Below are 23,336 nucleotides of genomic sequence, written 5' to 3'. Positions count from 1 at the left end.
CATTTAGGAAAGGCCACTCGCGCGCTCAACCATCGCCACGCTAGCTTTGCTCCATCGGCCCCAAGCGCGGCTTGTGCGCGGCGAGCAGGGCGGCCGGCAGATCGATCATCACGGGCCCCGCCGTGTACAGCAGCGCCGCCTCGATCCGCGCGCTCGGGAAGATCACCGCCAGCGCCGCGGCATAGGCGGCCATCTGGCGCAGATGGTAATCGGGCACGTCGTTGGCCCGCGTGGGCGGGCGGCGCATCGTCTTGAAATCGACCACGCGCACGCGTCCCTCCTCCACCAGCAGCCGATCGACCGTGCCCGCCACGACGGTGCCGTCGGGCAACGTGGCGGTGATCGGCGCCTCCGCCAAGGCGTCCGCGGCGAACACCGCGGCGAAGGCCGGATCGACGAGGATCGCCAGGACGGGGGCGGCGATCGCGCGCCGCTCGTCCGGATCGGCGATGCCGCCCATTCGCGCCAGCCAGGCGTCCGCGGCCAAGGCCCGCGCCGCCGGCGCCACCCCCGGCAACCGCTCGAACAGCGCATGTGCCAGCTTTCCGCGCTCGGCGGCCTGGCGCATCGCCGCGCCGGGCGGCGGATCGGAGACCTGGTCGTCACCGAGCGCGGACGGCGACAACGGCCGTGGCGGGCGTGCCTCCTCCGGCGCATCGGCATGCGCCCAGGCGGGCAGCGCCACGGGCGCATCCGCGGCGACGCCGGCCTGCGCCAACCGCGCGACCGGCTTCTGCGCGGTGCGGCCGCCGAACAGGCGCGCGCCGGGGGCGGCGTCCACGCCCAACCCGTCCAGCGCACGCGCCGCCACCGCATACCAGCTCGACGGCGGCGGCACCCCCTTCGCTCGCGGACCGAGCGCGCCTGCGATCACCAACTGCTCCTCGGCGCGTGTCGCCGCGACGTAGAAAAGCCGCCAATGCTCCTGCAATTCGCGCGCCTCGGCCTCCGCCGCGACCGCGTCGAGCGGGCCGCCCCGTTCGCCACTGCGCGGACGAAACACCGGGATGGGTGCCGTCATGCCATCCGGCGTCCATTTGAGGATCGAGCGCGGCGCGGCGGCGGGATCGGCGGTCGCGTCCGCCAGGATCACGACGGGGGCCTGCAACCCCTTGGCGCCATGCGCGGTCATCACCCGCACCGCGTCGAGCGGCGCGGACGGATCGCGGACGATGTCGACGTCGCCGCGATCGAACCAGTCGAGGAACCGCTGGAGCGAGGGCGTCGTCACCATCTCGAAATCGAGCGCGGCGCTGAGCAGCTCCTCGATCGGGTCGCGCGCCTCCGCGCCCAGCCGGCGGATCAGCTTGCGCCGCCCATCGAGCGGCCCCGACAGCATCTCCTCCAGAAAACGGTAAGGCGTGGCGATGTCGGCGCGCGCGAGGATCGTGCGCAACGGGGCCAGCCGCTCGGGCGGCTGGGTCGCGCCCAGATGCCGCCACAGGCTCCCCCGGTCGCGCGGTGCCGCCGCCATGAGATCGTCCTGGCTCCAGCCGATCAGCGGCGAGACGAGCAGGCTGGCGAGACTCAGGTCGTCGTCCGGCTGGAGCACGAAGCGGATCGCCGCGAGCAGATCCTGCACCGCGAGCGGCGCGTTCAGCCGCAGCCGGTCGACGCCTGCCACCGGCACCTTCTCGGCATAAAGCCGCGCGACGATCAGCGAGGCAAGGTCGCCGCGGCGCTTCACCAGGATCATGATGTCCTCGGGCGCGATCGGCCGCCCCTTGCTCTCCAGCATCCGGCCGCTCGCCAGCCAGTCGCGGATGGTGCGCGCGATGTGCGCGGCCTGTTCGCGGACCGAATCCTCGATCCAGCCCTCCTCGTCCTCGTCGCTGCCGCCCGCCGCGATCGGCGGCCACAGCGTCACCGATCCGGGGCCGGGCACCTCGCTCGCATGCCGGTCGAGCGCGCCGGCGACGCCCAGCCCTTCCTCCCCCACCTCGTCCAGCGTGGCATCGACGAATTCGAGGATCGCGCGGGTGGAGCGGAACGACTGGTTGAGCGAGAGCTGCTCGAACGGCAGCCCGCGTTCCTCGATCGGCCAATCCTCGTCGCCCGCCACCGCGCGCGCGGCGCCGCCGAAATGGCGCTCCGCGGCGGCGAAGTTGATCGGATCGGTGCCCTGAAAGCCGAAGATCGCCTGTTTGTAATCGCCGACCGTGAACAGCGTGCGCGTCGAGGGCGCATGAACGCCGCGGCCGACGAAGAACTCGTCCGCCAGCGCGCGCACGATCCGCCACTGGTTGACGTTGGTATCCTGCGCCTCGTCGATCAGGATATGCTCGGTGCCCTGATCGAGCTTGAAGCGCACCCATTCGCCGATCCCCGGCTGTTCGAGCAGCCCGACCGTCGTGGCGATCAGATCGTCGAAATCGACCGCGCCGGTGCGGCGTTTGGCCAGCGCATAGGCGCGCGCATAACCGCGACCCACCTCCAGCGCATCCGCCAGCAGATCGGCATAGGCGGCGCGCGTGGCGAGCGACAGCAGCCCGGTGCACGCCGTCCCCAGCTCGGCGGCGATCGCCTCGTAATCGGGTTCGAGATCGATCAGCTTCTTGCTCGCCTTGCGCGGATCGCCCTTGCCGGTGAGCACCACCGACCCCAGCAGGTCGAGCGACGCGGCGCGCGCATCGGGCGCGGCGGCGAGCCATGTCGCGATCGACTCGGCATGGCCTGCCCCGGTCGCGGTGCCCCAGGCGCGGTTGGCGGCGGCAAGCCGATCGATCGCGTCATGGTCGAGATCGTCGCAGCCTTGCGCGATCACCTCCGCGATATCGCCGGCGGGCAGATCAAGCACCCGGCGGAGCCAGGGCTGGATGCCGCTCGGCAGCGCCTCCAGCGCGGGAAGCGCGCGCGCGCATGCGATCAGAAAGCCCTCGGCACCGCCCTCGCCCAGCCGCATGCTGAGCGCGCCGATCGCGGCGATCGGCCGGGTGCGCCCGTCCCGCTCGGCATCGGTCAGCAGGCCCGCCAACGCCTCGCGCGCCAGCCCGGCCTCCTCGCGTGCCTCCAGCGGGCGGAAACCGGGGGTGAGCCCCGCCTCGACCGGAAAGGCGGCGAGCAGCCCCTGACAGAAGCCGTGGATCGTCTGGATGCGCACGCCGCCGCCGGGCGCATCGAGCACCTTGGCGAACAAGGTCCGCGCCCGTGCGCGCAGCAACGGGCTCGGCTGCTCGCCCAGCGCGATCAGATCCTTGCCCAGCAGCGTGTCGGACATGCGCACCCAGGCGGCGAGCCGCGCGCCGATCCGCCCCGCCATCTCGGCCGCGCCCGCCTTGGTGAAGGTGAGGCACAGGATCGCGCCGGGATCGACGCCCTTCAGCAACAGGCGAAAGACGCGCGCCGCCAGCACCTGAGTCTTGCCCGTACCCGCCGAGGCGGAGAGCCAGACATGCGCGTGCGGATCGCTGGCCGCTGCCTGCGCGCCCTTCAGATGCGGCAGCGTGCGCGTGGGGCCGCCGGGATCAGTCACGGCCATACCATTCGTCGCGGCGCATCAATTGATCATATTCGGCATAGGGCGCATATTCGGGCACCAGCTTGGCCGTGAACGCGTCGTTACCCGTCAGCCACCGGCCCGCCGCGAGGGTGAAGTTGTGCGCGGCGAGCGCGGCGAAATCGGCGGCGGGAATGCGGTCGCGCTTGCCGGTCGGATCGACCGGGGTGGCGATATAGCCGAACGCGTCGCGCGCCTTGCCCATGGACCAATATTCGAACAGCTCGGCGGTGCCCGTCACATCGGCGAAGCCGCCGCGCTCGGCGATCAGGCCGAGCAGCCCGAGCTGCAGGCTGAACCCCTCGCGCACCGCCTTGGTCGAGGGGGGCTTGCCCGTCTTGTAATCGACGATCGCCAGCGCGCCGCCCGCGGTGCGGTCGATCCGGTCGTAACGGCCCGACAGGCGAACCCCCGCGATCGCGATCTCGCCGCGCCCCTCCGCGCTCAGCACCATGCGGCCGTCGCCCGCCTGCTCCGCCACCTCGGCGGCGATCCAGTCGATCGCCTCCATCAGCCGCGGCTGCCACAGCGCGCGCATCATCGGATGGGTGCGCGCATCCGCCAGCATCGCGATCGCGCGCGGGCGCAGCGCATCGATCGCGCACCGGTCCTCCTTCCACCAGGCTTCGAGGATGTCGTGCACCGCGGTGCCGCGCCACGCGGCGCTCGGATCCGCATCGACCGGGTCGATCGGCCCGAGCCCCAGCACGCGCCGCGCATAAAAGGCATAGGGATCGGCCTTCAGGCGATCGACCTCGGTGACCGAGATCGCCTTGGGGCGCAGCTCGGCCGATGGCGAGGGCGCGGGGCGTTCGGCGGGCGCGTGCTCGCCCGGATCGTCGAGCGCGCGCGTCCAGCCCTCCAGCGTGCGCGCGCGTTCGAACCGATCGCCCGCCATCGCCTCCAGCCGCAGCCAGAAGCGCGAGGCGAGCGCGGGCGACTTCGCATCGCGCCGCGCCCGGGTGACCAGCGCGTGGGGCGCGCCCAGGGCCTGGCCGAAATCATGCGCGGCGATGCCGATCCGCCGCTCCAGCCCCGGCAGGCCGAGTTCGGCGCGGATGCGCGGCGCGAGCCACGGGTCGGGCGCGGGCGTGCCCGGCCATGTCCCCTCGTTCAGACCGCCGAGGATCATCAGGTCCGCGGTCTGCAGCCGCGCCTCGATCAGGCCGTAGATGGCGAGCCGCGATCCGCCCTGACGGCGCCGGACCGCCACCTCGTCGAGCAGCGTGCGCAGCAGCGCCGGCACGCTGCCGGGATCGACGCTGGCGGGGCCGGCATCGGCAGCCTCCTCGATCGCGGCGAGGAAGTCGGCGGCGGCGCGCCCCTCCTGCCGCGCCCAGAGTTCGCCGCCGCACAGCGCGTCCGCCGCCTCGTGCAGGCAGAGCGCGAGCGCGGACAGGCTTTTCGGCCCCTCGGCAAAGGTGTCGCCGAGCGGCGCGAGCATCGGCTGCACCTGCGCCCACCACGCCGCCAGCGTCTCGCGCCCGGCGACATGCGCGGCGATCGCGTCCAGTCCCGCCGCCGGGCGCGGACCCCGCAGCGCGCGATCGAGCGCGCGGACGCCGTCGAGCCATTCGAGCCGTGCGGCGCCGCTGCGCACCAGCGGATGCTTCAGCAGCGCCAGCAGCGCGAGCGGCGCGAAACGCTGCGCCGCCGCCTCCGCCAGCGCCAGCAGCAGCGTGCCCGGCGGCAGGATCGACAGCGGCCGCCCGGCGCTGTCGTCCACCTCGATGTTCCAGCGCCGGCAATGCGCCGCGACGCGCCGCGCGAGCGCGCGATCGGGGGTGACGAGCGCGGCGGTGCGCTCGGGCGTCTCCAGCGCCTCGCGCAGTGCCAGCGCGATCGCCTGCGCCTCCTCGGCCGGGCTCGCCAGTTCGGCGACCGCCACGCCCGCGAGCCGGCGGTCCTCGGGGCCGAGATCGGTCCATTTGGCGGTAAAGTCGGCGGGCGCCAGCGCGTTGGCGACGGCGCGGCCGCGCGCCGCATTGGCGTCATGACCGCCGCTCGCGCGCCAGACCGCCACCTCGTCGCGGCCTACCCCCATCCGGTCGAGCATCAGCTTCAGGTGAAATTGCGGGTGAGTCTCGATCGCGCGCGCGCGGCGGCCGGTCACCGGATCGGGATCGTGCGGCCCCAACGCATCCCATTCCTCGCGTGGCATCAGCGTGTCGAGCCCGGCGAACACCACCTGCCCGTTCGGCATCGCACTCACGCAGCGCAGCAGCCGCGCGACCGCGGGGGCGCTGTCGGTGATGCCCGCCGCGCACACGAAGCCCCCCGGCGGTCGCCGGCGCCATTGCCGCTCGAGCTGATCGAGCAGCCGCGCCCGACGCACCGCCGCATCGGTGCAGCCCATCGCCGCGAGCTCGGCGGGCCAGCGGTCGAGCACCAGCCCGAACAGTTCGAGCGAGCGCCGCCAATGATCGGAGAGTTCGGGCGCCAGATCGATCGCGCGCAGCCGGGCGGGATCGACCTCCTCGACCAGCAATTGGTCGAGCGTCCGCGCGAGATCGCCGGCGAGCCGCACCGCCTCCGCGGCATCGACTGGCTGCCCGGCGCGCGTGCGCTCCTCGCTCACCATCCGCGCGAGGATCATCCGCCGCCGCATCGGCGCCACCGCGGGCGGCGGGATGTCGTCCTCCGTACCGGCGGGATCGAGCGCGGCGCCCACCGCCTCGCCGATTTCCGGATCGCCGAGCGCCACCAGCCGCGGCAGCAGCAGCGCGCCGCCGCTCGCCCGCACGAACGCCTCTGTCACCGCGCGCACGCCGCGATTGTTGGGCAGCAGCACCAGCCCGCGCGCGAGCGCCAGCCGATCGCTCTCCGCGTCGCGCATCAACCCCGCGACCAGCGCATCGGCGAACGCCCGGTGCGCGGGGATGGTGAACAGGTGGAGCCCCCCCGGTTCAGCCATCGGCGCGCTCAACCATCGGCGAGCATCGCCTCGGTGCGCGGGATCGCGGCGGGCGTGCCGACGTCGAACCACAGGCCCTGGTGCACCTGACCATAGGCGCGACCTTCGGCGATCGCCCGGTCCCAGAAGATGTTGGTCGAGAACGGTCCTTCGGGCCAATCGGCGATCAGGCGGGGATGGACGATCTGCACGCCGGAATAGACGAACGGCGCGGTGCGCCCGGCGACCCGGCGGCCGGTGATCCGGCCATCGGGCGCGAGGTTGAAATCGCCCTGTCCCTTGTGGTTGTGCGCGCGGGCGTAGGGGACCAGCAGCAGCAGCGCGTCCATCGTCGCATCGTCCCAGCGCGACGCGAGCAGGCGGAGCGTGTCGACCGGCCCGTCGATCCACAGATTGTCGCTGTTGATGACCAGCACGGGCGCGTCGCCGAGCAGCGCGCGCGCCTTCACCAGCCCGCCGCCCGTCTCCATCAGCGCGGCGCGCTCGTCGGAAAAGGCGACCGCGATCCCGTCCGCCTGGCTGGCGACATGCGCCTCCAGCGCGTCGGCGAGATAATGGACGTTCACCACCGCGCGCTTCACCTGCGCGGCGCGGAGGCGATCGAACACATGGTCGATCAGCGGCTTGCCCGCCACCACGACGAGCGGTTTGGGCCGCGTCGCGGTCAGCGGGCGCATCCGCTTGCCCAGGCCGGCCGCCATCACCATCGCCGTTTCCGGCACCGTGCCGCCCGGATCGGGGCGGATCATCCGCTGGCGGGTCATGCGCCGATCATCGCCGGATCGCCGCGCAGCTCGGGCGGGACGTGATCGTCGAACCACCGCGCGACGGGCGCCATCACCGGCTCCGACAGATCGCGTTCGAGATACGCCCAGACGCGCGGGCACAGCGCGGCGTAGCGCGGCTTGCCGTCGCGCTTCCACAGCCGGGTGAAGATGCCGAGGATCTTGGCGTTCCGCTGCGCGCCGAGCACATGATACGCGTCGAGAAAATCGTCGCCGACGCCGGTTTCGGCCCGGTAGCGTTCGAGCATCGCCTGTTCGATGTTGGGATCGACGTCGCGCCGCGCATCCTGGAGCAGCGAAACCAGATCATAGGCCGGATGCCCCGCCAGCGCGTCCTGGAAATCCAGCAGGCCGAGCCGCCCGCCCGCCAGCATCAGATTTTCCGAATGATAGTCGCGCAGCACCGTCACCGGCTCGGCTGTCAGCGCATGATCGAGCACCGCGTCCCACGCCGCGTGGTAACCCGCCGCATCGGCATCGCGCCCCACCGCGGGCATGTACCAATCGACGAACAATCCCGCCTCGCGCTGGAGCACCGCGCGGTCATAGGGTGCGAACGGGCCGGCCGGATGGCGGCGCAGTTCGACCAGCACGTCGACCGCCGCCGCATAGAGGCCGGAGGCGTCGTGCGGCGCGGCGTCGGCCGCCTCGCGCAGCCGGGCATCGCCGAAATCCTCGAGCAGCACGAGCCCCTGGGCTGCATCGGCGGCATGGATCGCGGGCGCTGCAAAGCCGCGCTCCGCCAACCAGCCCGCCACCGTAAGGAACGGCCGCGGATCCTCGTGCGGGGGCGGCGCATCCATCAGCACCGCCGCGCGTGCGCCGTGCGTCACGCGGAAATAGCGGCGGAACGACGCGTCGCCCGCCAGCGGCGCGACGGCGCCCCCTCCCCAGCCATGCGCGGCGAGAAAGGCGGCGGCGCCGGGCGGCGGGGTCATGTCGATGGCCATCGCCGCTTCCAGCCCTCCGGCACCGTCACTGTCAAGCGGCGCGCGCCATCGGGCTCCGCCGCCAGCGTCATGACGAGGGCGTCCGGCCAGCGACCTGCGCCGGCGCGCTCCGGCCATTCGACCAAGAGCACCGAATCGCCCAGCGCCTCGTCGAGCCCCAGCTCCTCCATCTCGTCGGGCGATTCGATCCGGTAGAGATCGACATGGAGCACGGGCAGCCGCGTCTCGGGCGGGGTATAGGGCTGGACGATCGCGAAACTGGGGCTCGGCGCCTCGCCCGCCAGACCGAGCGCGGCGAGCAGCCCGCGCGCGAGGCTCGTCTTGCCCGCACCCAGATCGCCCACCAGCGCCACCACGTCGCCCACGCGCACCAGAGGCGCGAGCGTCGCGCCGAACGCCTCCGTCGCCGCCGGATCGGCCAGCCGGATGCCGCTCATCGCCGCGGCAGCCGGACGGTCACCAGCGTGCCCGAGCCGGGCTCGGACACCAGATCGATCGTCCCGCCATGCGCCTCGACGAACTGCTTGGCGAGCGGCAGGCCGAGCCCCAGTGCGCGTTCGCCGATCGGCTTGATGCCGGGTTCCGCGAACCGATCGAACGCATGCGCGACGCTGGCGGCATCCATGCCCGGCCCGTCGTCGGACACCACGATCCGCGCGCCGGTGGCATTGCCGTCGACATGGAGCAGCACCCGCCCGGCCTCGGGCGTGGCGGCCAGCGCATGGCGAAGCAGATGCTCGATCACCTCGCGCAGCCGCGCCGCGTCGCCCTGCAAGCGCCCGGCCGAGCGCGCGACCTCGACGGCGAAATCGAGCCGCCGCCGCTTGGCCGCGGGCAGCACCGTCTCGGCCGCCGCGCGCGCCACCGCGCCCAGATCGACGTCGCTCTTCTCGATGGCCGACCCCTCGGCCTCGGCGCGCGTGAGGTCGAGCACGTCGTCGACCAGCAATCCCAGCCGCTCGACCGATTCGAGGATCGCCTCGACATAGCCATCGGCCTGTTTGGTCATCTTGCCCGCATAGCCACCGTGCAGCATCTCGGCGAAGCCGCCGATCGAGGTGAGCGGGGTGCGCAGTTCATAGCTCATATTGGCGACGAACGCGGTCTTCACCTTGTCGCTCGCCTCCAGCGCGGCGTTGCGGTCGCGCAGCGCCTGTTCCGCGCGGCGGCTGTCGGTGATGTCGAGCATGGTGAACAGCGCGTTGCCGTCGGGCAGCGGCACGGCCGCGAATTCGAAATGCCGCCCGTCGGCGAATGCCACGCGCCCGCCGCGCTGCTGCCGCTCGATCGTCGCCGATCGCACGAGTTCGGGGATCAACGCGGCGCGGTTGGGCGTCGCGAGCTTCCCCGCCACGGCCTCCGCAAAGGCATCGACGCGCGGATGGCCCGCCAGGAACTCCTCCTCGAACCCCCACACGGCGCGTAGCCGGTTGTTCCACAATTGCAGCCGCCCATCCGCGGCGAAGACGCCCAGCGCTTCGAACAGATTGTCGAAGATCGCGGTGCGCACGCGCAGCAGCGTATCGCGCGCGCTCGCCAGCTGCACCTCCTCGGTGCGATCCTCGAAGATCAGCAGCAGCCCGCCATCGGGCAGCGGCTGGGCAACGACGCGGACGTGCGTGCCACCGGGCAGATGCCAATGTTCCTCGGTCGCCTCGTCGGCGGGGACGAACCAGTCGCGCCGCTCGGCGCGCCACGCCGGGAAGTCGCGCACCTCGGGCAGGCGGTTCGCCTCGCGCATCCGTTCCAGCACGCGCTCGAACTCGGGCCGGTCGGACAGCCATTCGCTGCGCATCGCGAACATGCGGCGAAAGGGCTGGTTGCAGAAGACGAGGCCGCGGTCCGCGCCGAATTGCGCGACACCCGCCGACAGCCGGTCGAGCATCGCGCGCTGCGCGTCCGCGAAGCGCTTGGCGCCCGCGCGCGATTGCTCCAGATCCTCGATGTCGACCGCGAAGCCCGCGATCCCGCCGGTCGGCAGCGGCACGTCGAACACGCGAAGCGAGCGCCGCGCGCCGCCGATCGTGGCGGGCAACACCTGGTCGTAGGGCCGCCCGGCGTCGCGCGCCGCCGCCGCCCCGGTCAGCGGGCCGCCGCGGCCCGATCCCTCCACCAGTTCGATCCCGCGCGCGACCACGTCGGCGGCATCCTGGCCGTCCACCGCCTCGACATAGGCCGAATTGACCATCGCCAGCCGCAGGTCGGGCCCGCGATACCACATCGGCAGCGGCGCCGCCTCGATCAGCCCGGTGAGCGCGGCGAACGCGTCGCTCAGCCGCGTCGTCTCGGCGCCCAGCCGCGCGATCTCGCCTTCGCTGTCGGTGGCATCGAACGCCCAGACGAGCACGCCGCCCCCACCGCCGAGATCGGGCGGCGCCCGCTCGCCGCGCAGCGCGATGGTGCGCGACGATTGCAGCGGCCGCACCGACAGGACGAAGCCCCGCCCCGCCCGCGCCGCCGCGCCCACCGCCCGGTCGAGCGCGGCCACGTCCTCGGCCGACAGACCGGCATCACCATCGGCGAAATCGGCGAGCGTCCGCGGGGCGAGTGCGAGGCCCAGCCAGTCCGCCATCCGCTGCGGCATCTCGACCCGGCCATCGCCGCGCACCAGCATCGCCTGCGCGGGCGCGGCGCGCAGCATCGCCGCCAGCCGGACGCTCTCCGCCACCATCGCCGCCGCATCGGAGCGTGCGCGCAGGCCCACGAACAACGCAGCCGCCCCGGCCGCGACCAGCGCGAACAGCACGACGCCGCCGGCGACGATCGCACCGGTGCCGAGCACGATCATCGATGCTGGTCCGGATGAAGCGGGATCATCGCGCGAGTGTTAGCCAACCCGCACGGCATGCGGAAGCATCGCTCCACGAAAAAGGGCCCGGCCTTGCGGCCGAGCCCCTTTTTGCCGACAGGCGTCGGGGCGATCAGTAGCGGTAATGATCGGGCTTGAACGGGCCCTCGACCGGCACGCCGATATAGCCCGCCTGCTTGGGCGTCAGCTTCGACAGGTGCACGCCGAGCTTTTCGAGATGGAGCGCCGCGACCTTCTCGTCGAGGTGCTTCGGCAGGACATAGACTTCGTTCTTGTAGTCCTCGCCCTTGGTCCACAATTCGATCTGCGCGAGCGTCTGGTTGGTGAAGCTGGCCGACATCACGAACGAGGGATGGCCGGTGGCGCAGCCGAGGTTCACCAGACGGCCCTTCGCCAGGATGATGATCTGCTTGCCGTCGGGGAACTTCACCAGATCGGTACCGGGCTTCACCTCGGTCCAGTCATAGTTGCTGAGCGCGGCGATCTGGATCTCCGAATCGAAATGGCCGATGTTGCAGACGATCGACATCGGCTTCATCGCCTTCATGTGATCGGCGGTGATGACGTCGGCATTGCCGGTCGCGGTGCAGAAGATGTCGGCGCGCTTCACCGCCTCGTCCATCGTCACGACCTCGAAGCCCTCCATCGCCGCCTGCAGCGCGCAGATCGGATCGATCTCGGTGACCATCACGCGCGCGCCGCCGTTGCGCAGCGACTGCGCCGAACCCTTGCCGACATCGCCGAAACCGGCGACGCAGGCCACCTTGCCGGCGAGCATCACGTCGGTGGCGCGGCGGATCGCGTCGACCAGCGACTCCTTGCAGCCATAGAGGTTGTCGAACTTCGACTTGGTCACCGAATCGTTCACGTTGATCGCGGGGAACGGCAGCTCGCCCTTCTTGGCGATCTCGTACAAACGGTGGACGCCCGTGGTGGTCTCTTCCGAAACGCCCTTCAGGTTCTTCACCGTCTCGGTCAGGTAGCCGGGGTACTTCGCGACGAACGCCTTCAGCGCGCGCTGGAACTCGACCTCTTCGTCATTCTCGGGCTCGCCGAGCGTGTGGCCCGCCTCGAGCTTGGCACCCCACAGCGCGAACATGGTGGCATCGCCGCCATCGTCGAGGATGATGTTCGCGGTCTGGCCGCCCCCATTGCCGGACTCGTCGGCGCCCCAGTTGAAGATGTCGCCGACATAATCCCAATAGTCGGCCAGGCTCTCGCCCTTGATCGCGAACACCGGAACGCCGGTCGCGGCGATCGCGGCGGCGGCATGATCCTGCGTCGAGAAGATGTTGCAGGTCGCCCAGCGGACGTCGGCGCCGAGCGCGGTGAGCGTCTCGATCAGCACCGCGGTCTGGATCGTCATATGCAGCGAACCGGTGATCCGCGCGCCCTTCAGCGGCTGCGACGCGCCGAATTCCTCGCGCAGCGCCATCAGGCCCGGCATTTCGGTCTCGGCGATGTTGATCTCCGCGCGGCCGAAATCGGCAAGGGCGATATCGGCGACGACGTAATCGGTCTTCGCGGGCGCGAGCGTGGTGGCCACGAGGAAGTCTCCTGAAACGGGCATGATCGGCGGGCCGCGTGCCCGTGCCGGATGGGCGACCCATAGTCTCCGGCCAGCGCTGGATCAACATATAAAGATGTCTTTATATCAGCCGGCGCGCTGGACGGATGAAGTGTCGCGGCTACACTCGCCGCCCATGAAAGCCGTGCTCCCTGCCGCCACCCGCCCCCTGCTCGAAAACCGGTTACCGGGTGATCTGGAGGTGACGTGGTTCGCCATCGCCGAGGAGGCGAAGGCAGGGATCGCGGATGCCGAGATCGCCTGGGTCGACATGAACGACACCGCACAGGTTTCCGCCACGATCCGCGAAGCCGGCCGCGGCCTGCGCTGGCTGTCGACCATCTATGCCGGGCTCGACGCGCTGCCGATCGCGTTCCTGCGCGATCGGAGCGTGACGGTCACCAACGGCGCCGGCATCAACGCCATCGCGGTGGCGGAATATGCGGTGATGGGGGTGCTGGTCGCCGCCAAACGCTTCGACCAGGTGGTGCGCGCGCAGGATCGGCATGAGTGGCTGAAAGTGCCGCCGGGCCGCGTCGAACTGGCCGACACGAAGGCGCTGGTGATCGGCCATGGCACGATCGGGCGGATGATCGGCGAACGGCTGGCGGCGTTCGGCGTGGCGGTGACGGGCGTCACCCGCTCGGGCCGCGACGGCACGCTGACGCCCGATGCCTGGCGCGCGACGCTCGGCGAATGGGACTGGGTGATCCTCGCCGCGCCCTCGACCAACGCGACCCGCGCGATGATCGGCGCCGCGGAGCTGGCCGCGATGAAGCCCGGCGCGTGGCTGGTGAACATCGCGCGCGGCGACATGATCGACGACGACGCGCTGCTGTCGGCGCTGCGATCGGGCGCGATCGGTGGCGCGTTCCTCGATCCCACCAGCCCCGAGCCGCTGCCCGCCGATCATGGCTTGTGGTCGGCGCCGAACACGATCGTGACGATGCACCTTTCCGGGCAAAGCCAGACGAAGATGTTCCCGCGCGCCGCCGAACTTTTCCTGCGAAACCTCGACGCCTATCGTGCTGGCAGGGCGATGGAAAACATGGTCGACCTCGCCGCCGGCTATTGAACCGCGCGGGCGGGGCCCGGCGGAGATTGCGCGAACGGCGCTTTTGGCGCAAGGAAATGCCTCCCTTCATCATCGGACGACGTGACATGGCCGCGAACTGGGCCCCCGACAGCTGGACACGGGCCGAAGCCCGCCAGCTTCCCGACTATCCCGACGCCGCGGCGCTCGACGCCGCCACCGCGACGCTCGCCACCTATCCGCCGCTCGTCTTCGCGGGCGAGGCACGCAATCTGACCGCCGAGCTGGCGCGCGTGGCCGAGGGCAAGGCGTTCCTGTTGCAAGGGGGCGATTGCGCCGAGAGCTTCGCCGAGCACAGCGCGAACAACATCCGCGACACGTTCCGCGTGATCCTCCAGATGTCGGTCGTCCTCACCTATGCCTCCAAGCTGCCGGTGGTGAAGCTCGGCCGGATGGCGGGACAGTTCGCCAAGCCGCGCTCCACCGCCACCGAGACGATCGACGGCGTGGAGCTGCCGAGCTACCGCGGCGACAACGTCAACGATATCGGCTTCACGCCGGAATCGCGCGCGCCCGATCCGCAGCGCATGATCCGCGCCTATTCGCAAAGCGCCGCCACGCTCAACCTGCTGCGCGCCTTCGCCAGCGGCGGCTATGCCAATCTCCACCAGGTCCATCGCTGGACTCACGATTTCATGGGCCGCAGCCCGTGGAGCCGCAAATATGCCGAGACCGCGGACCGGATCGGCGAGGCGCTCGAATTCATGGCGGCGTGCGGGATCGATTACGAAACCGTGCCGCAGCTCGCGCAGACCAGCTTCTACACCAGCCACGAGGCGCTGCTGCTTCCCTATGAGCAGGCGTTGACGCGGCAGGATTCGCTGACCGGCGACTGGTACGACACCTCGGCGCATTTCCTGTGGATCGGCGATCGCACCCGGTTCGAGGGCAGCGCGCATGTCGAATATCTGCGCGGCATCGGCAATCCGATCGGCATCAAATGCGGGCCGAGCCTCGAGCCCGACGCGCTGCTGCGGATGCTCGACACGCTCAATCCGGGCCGCGTGCCCGGGCGGATGACGCTCATCACCCGCTATGGCCATGACAAGATCGAGGCCGCCCTGCCCCGCCTCGTCCGTGCGGTCACGCGCGAGGGGCATCCGGTCGTCTGGTCGTGCGATCCGATGCACGGCAATACGGTGAAAGCGGTGACCGGCTACAAGACGCGGCCGTTCGACCGCATCCTGGCCGAGGTGCGCGGCTTCTTCGCGGTGCACCGCGCCGAGGGCACGCATGCCGGCGGCATCCATGCCGAGATGACGGGGCAGAACGTCACCGAATGCACCGGGGGCGCGGTGGACGTGACCGAGCAGAGCCTGGCGGACCGCTACCACACGCATTGCGATCCACGGCTGAATGCGGGGCAGAGCCTGGAACTGGCGTTCCTGCTCGCCGAGATGCTCAACGCCGAGATGGCGGAACGGCGTAAGGTCGCGGCCTGAGACCGGGCGGCGGGGCGGCGGGTCGGCACGATGCCGCTTGACGCCGCCCGCGCCGCCGCCTAGACGCGCCGCTCACCCGCATACGGCCCCTTCGTCTAGCGGTTAGGACGTCGCCCTCTCACGGCGAAAGCACGAGTTCGATTCTCGTAGGGGTCACCATCCCGGCGCGAGCGCCGGTGATGCCAGCGGTTATTCGGCGAACGTCACTGCGGCGTCAGCGTCGGATATTTGATCCCCAGTTGATCGAGATAGGTCGGGTACTTCGCCGGATCATAGTAATATTTCTCCATCGCGGGCCGCAGTTCCTTCATCGTCTTGGTGTTGAGCCAGATGGCGGGCTTGTCCGCGGGGGTCAGCACCGGATCATAATGATCGGCCTTGAGCTGAACGTCGGTGAAATAGGCCTTGGCGTCGCTGAGGATCCTGGGCGTGGTCATCAGATCGAGCACGGTCATCGCCAGCGCCTTGGCGCCCACCACCACGCCCTTGTGCGCGATCGGCGTGGCCATCGCCATGGCCGAGGTCACGTTGTGGCCGATCGTGTTGGGGATGTTGGAGGGGTAGCGGATGGTGATCGTCGGCACCGTCCACATGATGTCGCCGATATCGTCCGAGCCCCCACCCAGCGACTGCGGCCGGTTCTCGGGCGTGGACAGCGCGGTCACCTTGTCGTGCAGCGGCTCGATCTTGCGGGTGTTGACGGTCTGCACGGCCTTGGCGAAGGCCTGGTCGTCGGCGGACCATTTGGGCATGCCCACCGCCTGGATGTTGGCATAGGCGGCCTCGGCGAGCGGCTTGTTGCCCCAGTCGGGCGCCGCATAGCCGAGCACCTGGCGCGTCACGGTGGTGCCGGTCGCCTTGGCCGCGGCCTCGGCAATCTCGTTGCCGGTATCGTAGAGGCTGCGGACGGCACCGAAGGTGCGATCGCGGAAATAATACCAGACCGAGGCCTTGCCCGGCACCACATTGGGCTGATCGCCGCCATCGGTGATGACATAGTGCGAGCGCTGCGTGACGGGCAGGTGCTCGCGGCGAAAGTTCCAGGCGGTGTCCATGATCTCGACGCCGTCGAGCGCGCTGCGGCCATCCCAGGGATCGCCCGCGGCATGCGCGGTCTTGCCGTGGAAGGTATATTCCACCGACACCATCCCGTTCATGCCGAGATCGCCATAGGCCGTGGTGAAGTCGCTTCCGACATGGTTGAAGATGCAGGCGTCGACGCCGTTGAACAGGCCGGCGCGGACATAATAGGCCTTGGTCGCGAGCAACTCCTCGGCGACGCCTGGCCAGATCATCAGGCGGCCGGGGATGTGGTTCTTCTCCATGACAGCCTTGGTCGCGATCGCGGCGGCGATGACGAGCGGCATGCCCGAATTATGGCCCTCGCCATGCCCCGGCGCGCCCGCCACCAGCGGCTTGATGTTGGGGATGCCCGGCACCTGCGAAACGCCGAGCAGATCGTCGATATCGCTGCCCAGCGCGATCAGCGGCCCGCCCGAACCCCAGGTGGCGGTGAAGGCGGTCGGGATCCCCGCCACGCCGCGCGTGACGGTGAAGCCGTTCTTTTCGAGAATGTCCTCGAGATAGGCCGAGGTGCGCACCTCCTGGAAGCCGGGCTCGGCATAGCTGAACACCTGGTCGACCATCACCTGGATCTGCTTGGTCTGGGCATCGACGCCGGCGGCGACTTCCGCCTTCAGCGCCTTTCCCGCGGCGGCCTGCGCGGCCGGAGCATAGAGCGTCGAGGCCATCAGCGCGGCCAGCAGGGTCTTTCGAAAATGGATCATGAGCAAAGCCTCTGGTTGTGCGGGAGCGATCAGAACCGGAATTTGGTGGAGACGCGGAAAACGCGGCCGACCACGTCGTAGAGCGAGCGGTTGGTCTGCGAATAGGCGGGCACGTTGTTGCCGTCCGGCCCGTTGCCGATCAGCACCGGCGCCCGGTTGAACATGTTGTCGACGACGAAGGTGAGCGCGCCGTCATGGCCGGCCGCCTTGATCCTGACGCTCACCGAGGCATCGAAATAGGTGATGCCGTCGATATGATTGTCGTTGATCGTGCGGTACCGCGTGGTCGAGGTGGGGCAGTTCGACGTGCACTGGACATAGTCGTTGCCGTAGACGCCCGAGCTGAACCCGCGCCCGACCAGATTGAAGGTCAGCGGATCGATTTCGTAGAACGCGCTGACGCGGTAGACCCAGCTCGGCTCGCTATATGTGCCCGACAGGCTGCCGCCGTTCACCCCGGCATAGTCGACCGGGAAGATCCCGTTGTCGATCACGTTGGAGATATAGTGGGTGATCGCGCTGTGGATGCTGAACGCACCCGGCAGCTTAGGCGAGATGGCGGACAGTTCGGTGCGGTAGCTCGCCTCGATGTCGAAGCCCTTTTCGCGCTGGCTGGCGAAGTTGAAGGGCTGGATCGTGATCGCGCTCAGCGCGCCGTTGCCATAGGCGATGTTCGAGCAATAGGCCGTGACGCCGGTATAGCAGAAATCGACGGTGTTCTGCGACGTGATCGATCCGATCGCATCGGTGATCCTGATGTCGTAATAGTCGAACGACGCGGTGAAGCCGGGCAGGAAGCGCGGCGTCATGACCACACCGGCGGTCCAGGTATTGGCCTTTTCCGGCTTGAGGTTGCGATTGCCGACGGTATTCTCGATGAACTGGTAGTTGCCGGCACCGAGCGGGGAATTGGCCGGCAGGATGACGGTGTTGGTCCGCGCGGTCCCGGCCGCGAACAGTTCCTGCAGATTGGGCGCGCGGATGTCGTGGCTGTACGTGCCGCGGAACTTGATGTCGGGCACGGGCGAATAGGTCGCACCTGCTTTCCAAGTCTGCACTGCGCCCGAGGTCGAGTAATCGGTGTAGCGCCCCGCCGCGTTGACGGTGAAGCCCTTGAACAGCGGCGCGTCGATCTCGACGAAGCCTTCCTTGACGTTGTATTCGCCCTTGTTGACCAGATAGTTGCCGTAGAGCCAGCCGCTGTTGAACTGCGGATCGACATGGCCGTCGATCTGCTCCTTGCGCCATTCGCCGCCCAGCGCGATCGCGATCGGGCCGCCGGGCAGGTTGAACAATTCGCCGTTTACGCTGGCGGAGCCGACGTCCTGCTTGATCGTCTCGTCGCGATAGGGCTGCTGGCCGCCATAGATATAGGCGAGCGCCGCCGCGGACGGGCCGCCGGTGCCGAGCCGGTCGATCGGCACGCAGCCATTCGCCGGATTGGTCAGCGTGGAGCGGCAGACGATCTGCCCGCCCGAGAAGACCGCATCCTGCGCCAACGCCATGCGTGCGTTGTTCCAGGTGTTGGTCAGCTCCTCATGCGCCTTGGTGACGCCGTGCTGGTAATAGGCGTCCCATTTCCAGTCGCGCCCGAACAGCGCGAACCGGCCCGTCGCGCCCGCGACATAGCGGAACACCTCGCGGCTGTTGTCGCTGCCGGGCACCGGAAAGCCGGCATTGCTGGTGCCGATGGTGATCGTGCCGAGATTGTTGGCGCGCATCAGCGCGGCGACCTGCGGGTACAGGCTGGTCAGATAGGCATTGTCGCTGCGGATGGAGACGCCCGTGCTGGGTGTCTGCTGGTAGAAGCTCTGCCCCTGATAGCGGTTCCAGGAGAATTGCCCGTAGATCTGGATAGCGTCGGTCAGGTCGAACGCCGTGCGGTCGAACACGCTGATCCGCTCTTCGGTCGGCAACAGCGAGTTGGTGCCGACATGGCCCGCCAGTGTCGTCGCACCGTCGCCGCCGATCATCCACGGGCTGGAGACGGTGTTGGTGGTGCCGTAGTTGAGCTGACCGGTGACACCGGGGCCGAGGAAATAGGTCCCGCGCAGCGGGCCCGAGGCGATCAGGCCGCCGGCGGTATAGGTCGCTGGCGCGAAGCCTGCGCCGACGAGCCGCTGCGGCTGGCCGTTCGTGGCGGTATAAGCCGGGTTGTTGATCTGAAAATAGCCGCTGCCGTTCCAGGCGCGATCGATGGTCGGAACGCCGTCCTGATGGAAATATTCGCCGTTGAGCAGGACGTGGAGCCGATCGTCCAGAAACGACAGCCCGGCGCTCGCGCTGAACGTATAGTTGTGGCCGTCGCCATAGGTCGAGAGCCCCTCGTCCGCCGAGACCTTGAAGCCCTTGAACTTCTTGTCGAGGATGAAGTTGATGACACCGCCGACCGCGTCCGACCCATATTGCGCGGAAGCGCCCCCGGTCACCACTTCGACGCGCTCGATCAGGTCCTGCGGGAAAGTGTTGACGTCGACCACCCCGTTGACCGCGGAGGCGACCGAGCGCTGGCCGTCGAGCAACACCAGGGTGCGCCCCGCGCCCAGGCCGCGCAGATTGACCGAGTTGATTCCGGCGATGCCGTTGGAAAGGCTGCCCGAGCTGTTCGACGAGGTGCTGCCGCCCGCGGTGATCGCGGGAAGCTGGTTGACGAAGTCCGAGATGTTGGCCGGCGCCTGCGCGGCGATATCCGCCGCCCCCAGCACGGTGACCGGGGTGGGAGCGCTATAGCCGTCGCGGACGATGCGGCTGCCGGTCACGGTGATCTCGTTCCCGGGCATCATCGCCTCGTCGGCGGCGGGGGGCGGCGCGATCGGCGGATCCGCCGGCACGACTTGCGCCGGGGCCGCGCTCGACGCCACGGCCGACAAGGGTGGCGCTAAGGTCTGTGCGCCGGCTTGCCCAGCCAGGATCAGCGTCGCGGTGGCGCCGCCCGCAAGCAGAGCGGCCCGCAGGCATGATCGCGGCCGATATCCGCCGATCCAATTCGAGACTATTTCCACAACGAGGCCCCCTTTTGACGACATGCCGTGCCAAGGACGATCCTCTCCCCGATGCGTCGAAACGGACGGACCGAAGTCCGGCTCGAGCGCGACCGCGCATTCGTGCGTTATGTCGCGACTCTTACCGTTCCGCCCACGATCCCGGTTTGCCGGGCACCGATCGGGCTGTTCCCAGGAAAGCGCGCTATAATCTTGCGCGTTCTGCTTTCTTAGTGATGTAATATTGCCCTAAGGGTTGCGCAGCTTCTCGTTAAATTCGTTGCTCATTGGCAAGTGTGGAGGTGGTTTCCTGCGTGAAAGGCTGGATCGTTGCCGAGATCCTGCGCCGGCACGTTCGAGGATCGGGAAAGCCACCGGGCCGGGCTCCCAGGCCCGAATCGCCTACAGGATGCCGGCGAACAGCACCGGCGGTACGATGCGTTTCGCGACATGCCGCATCACGAAACTGCTGCGGATCTTGGCGACATGGGGCAGCGTGGACAATTCGCTGCGATAGACCCGGTCATAATCCTCGAACGACCGGACATGGACGATCATCATGAAGTCGGTGTCGCCCGAGACGAAGCTGCAATAGGTCATCGAGGGGCATTTGACGACGGCGGCCTCGAATTCGTTGAGCACCTCCTCGGCCTGCGAGCGCAGTTCGATGGCGACGTGCACGACGATGCCGATTCCGAGCCGGTTGAGGTCCAGCGTCGCCGAATAGCGGGCGATCGCACCGCGCTCCTCCAGGATCCGCCGCCGCCGGGCGGCCGCCGTGCTCGACAGATGAACGCGCTCGCCGAGCGCCACGTCGGACAGGCGGCCATCTTCGCTGATCTCACGAAGTAGGCGAAAGTCGGTCCGATCCAGGTCGGTCAGGATCATTTCGTTCATAGCCGGCAGCCTCCATGATGGAATTCATCGCTCACCCTGCCGATTTGTTCTGAAAATGTCGGAACACGCAATCCTGGTCGTGATAGGCTCCTCGGCGGGCAAGAGCGAAGAGGGATGGCCATGGCGAGATTGCACACCGTGCTGCGGGGCGGATCGACGATCGTCGTCGCGCTCGGTCTGGCGCTGACCGCAGCACAGCCGTCCTGGGCGGCGCCGGCAGCGCCCGCCGACGGCGCGCTGCTGCCGGTGAAGGTCGAACCCGAGGCCGGGCGGATCTTGCTCACCCTGCCCGCGCCCGCGGCCGATGGCATGTCGGGGCGCTTCCTTTATTCCACCGCGATCAAGACCGGGCTCGGCTCGGCACCGATCCGGATCGATCACGGCATGCTGGGCGACACGCATCTCCTCGCCTTCCGGCGCATGGGCAGGAAGGTGGCGGTGATCTACGAGAACCCGCGTTACAAGGGCACGGGCAATGCCGATACCGAACGGGGCGTGCGCGACAGCTTCCCGTTCAGCACGATCGCGATGCTGGACGCGGTGTCCTCCACGCCCGATGGCGGCGTGACCGTCGATCTGGCGCCGTTCCTCACCAAGGATGTGATGCGGCTCGCCGAGGCGCTGAACACCGAGGGCAAGGGGTTCAAGCTGGTCGACGCGCTCAGCGCCGCCGATCCGGCTTCGGTCAAGATCTTCCCCGACAATATCGAGATGGAGTCGATGCAGACCTTCGCCTCCGATACGCCGGGCAGCGAGGTCGACACGATCGCGCCCGACGGGCGGCAGGTCAGCTTCACCGTCCATCACTCGCTGGTCCGGCTTCCCGCGCCCGGCTTCGTGCCGCGCAGGTTCGACATCCGCTCGGGCACCCACGCGACCCAGGTCTATGATTTCGGCACGCCGCTCGGCGAGGATGTGGTGCAGCAATATGCCAACCATTTCCGCCTGGACAAGATCGACCCCGGCGCGGCGCGCTCGGCGGTCAAGAAGCCGATCGTCTTCTATATCGACAGTGCCGCGCCCGAGCCGATCCGCTCCGCGCTGGCCGAAGGGGTCGCGTGGTGGAACCAGGCATTCGAGGCCGCGGGGTTCATCGATGCCTTCCAGGTAAAGATCCTGCCGCCCGGCGCCGATCCGCAGGACGTCCGCTACAATATCGTCAACTGGGACGAGCGGCAGACGCGGAGCTGGTCCTATGGCGACGGCGTGATCGATCCGCGCACCGGCGAGATCATCAAGGGCAATGTCGTTCTCGAAGGATTGCGGCTGCGGCAGGACATCAACATCTTCGAAGGGCTGCTGGGCAGCGCGCAGGACAACAGCGGCGGCCCCAACGATCCGATCCGCATCTCGCTCGCGCGCATCCGCCAGCTCGGCGCACACGAGGTCGGCCACGCGATCGGCTTCGTCCACAATTTCGCCGGAAGCACGCAGGATCGCAGCTCCGTGATGGATTACCCGTTCGCGCGGATCAAACTCGTCGATGGCAAGCTCGATCTCGGCGACGCCTATGCGGTCGGCATCGGACGGTGGGACAAGTTCACCGTCGACTGGCTGTACGGTCAGCCGAAGCCCGGCGTCGATCCCGACGCCGATGCCGCGCGCAAGGCGGACGCGGCGCAGGCGGCAGGCCTCAGATACATGACCGATATCGACGGGCGCGCGCCCGATCTCGCGGTGCCCGGCGACAATATGTGGACCGATGGCGACGACAAGGCGCCCGATCTCACGCGGATGATGGCGGCGCGCCGGGTGGCGCTCGCCCATTTCGGGCCCGGCGTGCTGCACCGGGGCGAGCCGCTGGCCGATCTGCGGCGCAAATTCGCACCGATCTGGCTGTTCCACCGCTACGAGGTGATCGCGGTCGGCAAAAACATCGGCGGGATCGACTACCGCTATGCGGTCGCAGGCGACGGCAGTCCACCGCCCGCCCCGGCATCCGCCGCCGACCAGAACGCGGCGCTCGACGCGTTGCTGGAAACCCTGTCCGCCAGAGAGCTGACCGTGCCGGGGCCGCTCGCTCTGGCGCTGTCCTCGGGCGTCAACGGCCGGTCGGACCCGCAGTTCGATACCGAGGTTTTCGACACTGCCGGCGCCTCGGCGTTCGATCCGCTCGTCGCCGCCGACGTCGCGGCGCAGGTGACGCTGGATACGCTGCTCGCGCCGTCCCGGCTGACGCGCGTGTACCTCCAGCACGGGCGCGATCCCTCCCTTCCCGGCTTGGGCAGTTTGCTCGACAAGCTGACCGCAGCGGCGATCGACCAGCGCCGCGACGCGGTCGAGCGGCGGGTGGCGCACCGCACGATCCTGACGATGGCCAAGACCCGGCGCGATCCCACCGTTTCGATCGACGTCGCCGCGGTGCTCGATGGCCGGCTGCAAGCGATCGCTGCGCGCTTCGCCGCGGTGAAGGGAAACGGGGAAGACGCCGAATGGTGTCGCGGCATGGCGACCCTGCTCCGCGACGACTCCCGGCTCGCCCGCGAAATCGCCAAGGGCGCGCGGCCCGAGCCGGTCATTCCGCCGGGCATGCCCATCGGCGGCGAAAGCGGGTGGTTCGGCGACTGAGCGCCCGGCATTCTCTAAACGGGTGAGGGATGCGCCATGGAGCATGG

13 protein-coding genes and 1 tRNA gene are annotated in these 23,336 nt (G+C 69.2%); 4 read left to right on the top strand and 10 right to left on the bottom strand.

What is annotated here, in order from left to right; all coding sequences use genetic code 11:
* Window positions 1–40 precede the first annotated feature (40 nt).
* The 7 genes from addA to ahcY all read right to left on the bottom strand — a co-directional run bounded on the left by addA (window position 41) and on the right by ahcY (window position 12,524).
* Window positions 41–3,478 (bottom strand): double-strand break repair helicase AddA, encoded by a 3,438-nt coding sequence (addA, locus tag OXQ95_RS13300; protein ID WP_267381939.1) that lies wholly within the window; start codon window positions 3,476–3,478, stop codon window positions 41–43.
* Complete coding sequence (addB, locus tag OXQ95_RS13295; RefSeq protein WP_267381938.1) at window positions 3,465–6,410, bottom strand: double-strand break repair protein AddB; 2,946 nt, start codon at window positions 6,408–6,410, stop codon at window positions 3,465–3,467. The genes addA and addB overlap by 14 nt, the downstream gene beginning before the upstream one ends.
* Before the next feature lie 8 nt (window positions 6,411–6,418).
* Window positions 6,419–7,174: a nucleotidyltransferase family protein gene (locus tag OXQ95_RS13290; RefSeq protein WP_242095192.1), complete on the bottom strand. Its 756-nt coding sequence runs from the start codon at window positions 7,172–7,174 to the stop codon at window positions 6,419–6,421.
* Window positions 7,171–8,133: a phosphotransferase gene (locus OXQ95_RS13285; RefSeq protein WP_267381964.1), complete on the bottom strand. Its 963-nt coding sequence runs from the start codon at window positions 8,131–8,133 to the stop codon at window positions 7,171–7,173. Before OXQ95_RS13285 ends, OXQ95_RS13290 begins: the two co-directional genes overlap by 4 nt.
* Window positions 8,130–8,582, bottom strand: coding sequence for a tRNA (adenosine(37)-N6)-threonylcarbamoyltransferase complex ATPase subunit type 1 TsaE (tsaE, locus tag OXQ95_RS13280; protein ID WP_267381937.1), 453 nt, complete (start codon window positions 8,580–8,582; stop codon window positions 8,130–8,132). Before tsaE ends, OXQ95_RS13285 begins: the two co-directional genes overlap by 4 nt.
* Window positions 8,579–10,933: a PAS domain-containing sensor histidine kinase gene (locus tag OXQ95_RS13275; protein WP_267381936.1), complete on the bottom strand. Its 2,355-nt coding sequence runs from the start codon at window positions 10,931–10,933 to the stop codon at window positions 8,579–8,581. The genes tsaE and OXQ95_RS13275 overlap by 4 nt, the downstream gene beginning before the upstream one ends.
* 133 nt (window positions 10,934–11,066) lie before the next feature.
* Window positions 11,067–12,524: an adenosylhomocysteinase gene (ahcY, locus tag OXQ95_RS13270; RefSeq protein WP_242095189.1), complete on the bottom strand. Its 1,458-nt coding sequence runs from the start codon at window positions 12,522–12,524 to the stop codon at window positions 11,067–11,069.
* Window positions 12,525–12,657: 133 nt separating this feature from the next.
* Here ahcY and OXQ95_RS13265 point away from each other — a divergent pair, with 133 nt between their 5' ends.
* The 3 genes from OXQ95_RS13265 to OXQ95_RS13255 all read left to right on the top strand — a co-directional run bounded on the left by OXQ95_RS13265 (window position 12,658) and on the right by OXQ95_RS13255 (window position 15,215).
* On the top strand, window positions 12,658–13,596 hold the full coding sequence (locus OXQ95_RS13265) for a D-2-hydroxyacid dehydrogenase (RefSeq protein WP_267381935.1): 939 nt from the start codon (window positions 12,658–12,660) through the stop codon (window positions 13,594–13,596).
* Between the two features lie 86 nt (window positions 13,597–13,682).
* On the top strand, window positions 13,683–15,056 hold the full coding sequence (locus OXQ95_RS13260) for a 3-deoxy-7-phosphoheptulonate synthase class II (protein WP_267381934.1): 1,374 nt from the start codon (window positions 13,683–13,685) through the stop codon (window positions 15,054–15,056).
* Between the two features lie 84 nt (window positions 15,057–15,140).
* A tRNA-Glu gene (locus tag OXQ95_RS13255) sits at window positions 15,141–15,215 on the top strand.
* A gap of 44 nt (window positions 15,216–15,259) precedes the next feature.
* Here OXQ95_RS13255 and OXQ95_RS13250 read toward each other — a convergent pair.
* The 3 genes from OXQ95_RS13250 to OXQ95_RS13240 all read right to left on the bottom strand — a co-directional run bounded on the left by OXQ95_RS13250 (window position 15,260) and on the right by OXQ95_RS13240 (window position 20,721).
* Window positions 15,260–16,843, bottom strand: coding sequence for an amidohydrolase (locus tag OXQ95_RS13250; RefSeq protein ID WP_242095186.1), 1,584 nt, complete (start codon window positions 16,841–16,843; stop codon window positions 15,260–15,262).
* Window positions 16,844–16,872: 29 nt separating this feature from the next.
* Window positions 16,873–19,674 (bottom strand): TonB-dependent receptor, encoded by a 2,802-nt coding sequence (locus OXQ95_RS13245; protein WP_267381933.1) that lies wholly within the window; start codon window positions 19,672–19,674, stop codon window positions 16,873–16,875.
* A gap of 552 nt (window positions 19,675–20,226) precedes the next feature.
* Entirely contained in the window at window positions 20,227–20,721 is a 495-nt protein-coding gene (locus OXQ95_RS13240) for an Lrp/AsnC family transcriptional regulator (protein WP_242095184.1), read from the bottom strand.
* Window positions 20,722–20,841: 120 nt separating this feature from the next.
* Between OXQ95_RS13240 and OXQ95_RS13235 the strand changes: the two genes are divergently transcribed.
* Window positions 20,842–23,289 (top strand): zinc-dependent metalloprotease, encoded by a 2,448-nt coding sequence (locus OXQ95_RS13235; RefSeq protein WP_267381932.1) that lies wholly within the window; start codon window positions 20,842–20,844, stop codon window positions 23,287–23,289.
* The last annotated feature ends 47 nt before the right edge of the window (window positions 23,290–23,336 follow it).

The sequence above is a fragment of the Sphingomonas sp. GC_Shp_6 genome (genome assembly GCF_026540835.1).
Lineage (GTDB): Bacteria > Pseudomonadota > Alphaproteobacteria > Sphingomonadales > Sphingomonadaceae > Sphingomonas.
Note: the sequence above shows the minus strand (reverse complement) of the source record. Positions and strands in the feature narration are given on the sequence as shown.

What these genes read in the sequence shown, in the direction of transcription:
- addA (WP_267381939.1), bottom strand. Translation starts at nt 3,478, where the DNA reads ATGGCCGTGACTGATCCCGGCGGCCCCACGCGCACGCTGCCGCATCTG.
- addB (WP_267381938.1), bottom strand. Translation starts at nt 6,410, where the DNA reads ATGGCTGAACCGGGGGGGCTCCACCTGTTCACCATCCCCGCGCACCGG.
- OXQ95_RS13290 (WP_242095192.1), bottom strand. Translation starts at nt 7,174, where the DNA reads ATGACCCGCCAGCGGATGATCCGCCCCGATCCGGGCGGCACGGTGCCG.
- OXQ95_RS13285 (WP_267381964.1), bottom strand. Translation starts at nt 8,133, where the DNA reads ATGACCCCGCCGCCCGGCGCCGCCGCCTTTCTCGCCGCGCATGGCTGG.
- tsaE (WP_267381937.1), bottom strand. Translation starts at nt 8,582, where the DNA reads ATGAGCGGCATCCGGCTGGCCGATCCGGCGGCGACGGAGGCGTTCGGC.
- OXQ95_RS13275 (WP_267381936.1), bottom strand. Translation starts at nt 10,933, where the DNA reads ATGATCGTGCTCGGCACCGGTGCGATCGTCGCCGGCGGCGTCGTGCTG.
- ahcY (WP_242095189.1), bottom strand. Translation starts at nt 12,524, where the DNA reads ATGCCCGTTTCAGGAGACTTCCTCGTGGCCACCACGCTCGCGCCCGCG.
- OXQ95_RS13265 (WP_267381935.1), top strand. Translation starts at nt 12,658, where the DNA reads ATGAAAGCCGTGCTCCCTGCCGCCACCCGCCCCCTGCTCGAAAACCGG.
- OXQ95_RS13260 (WP_267381934.1), top strand. Translation starts at nt 13,683, where the DNA reads ATGGCCGCGAACTGGGCCCCCGACAGCTGGACACGGGCCGAAGCCCGC.
- OXQ95_RS13250 (WP_242095186.1), bottom strand. Translation starts at nt 16,843, where the DNA reads ATGATCCATTTTCGAAAGACCCTGCTGGCCGCGCTGATGGCCTCGACG.
- OXQ95_RS13240 (WP_242095184.1), bottom strand. Translation starts at nt 20,721, where the DNA reads ATGAACGAAATGATCCTGACCGACCTGGATCGGACCGACTTTCGCCTA.
- OXQ95_RS13235 (WP_267381932.1), top strand. Translation starts at nt 20,842, where the DNA reads ATGGCGAGATTGCACACCGTGCTGCGGGGCGGATCGACGATCGTCGTC.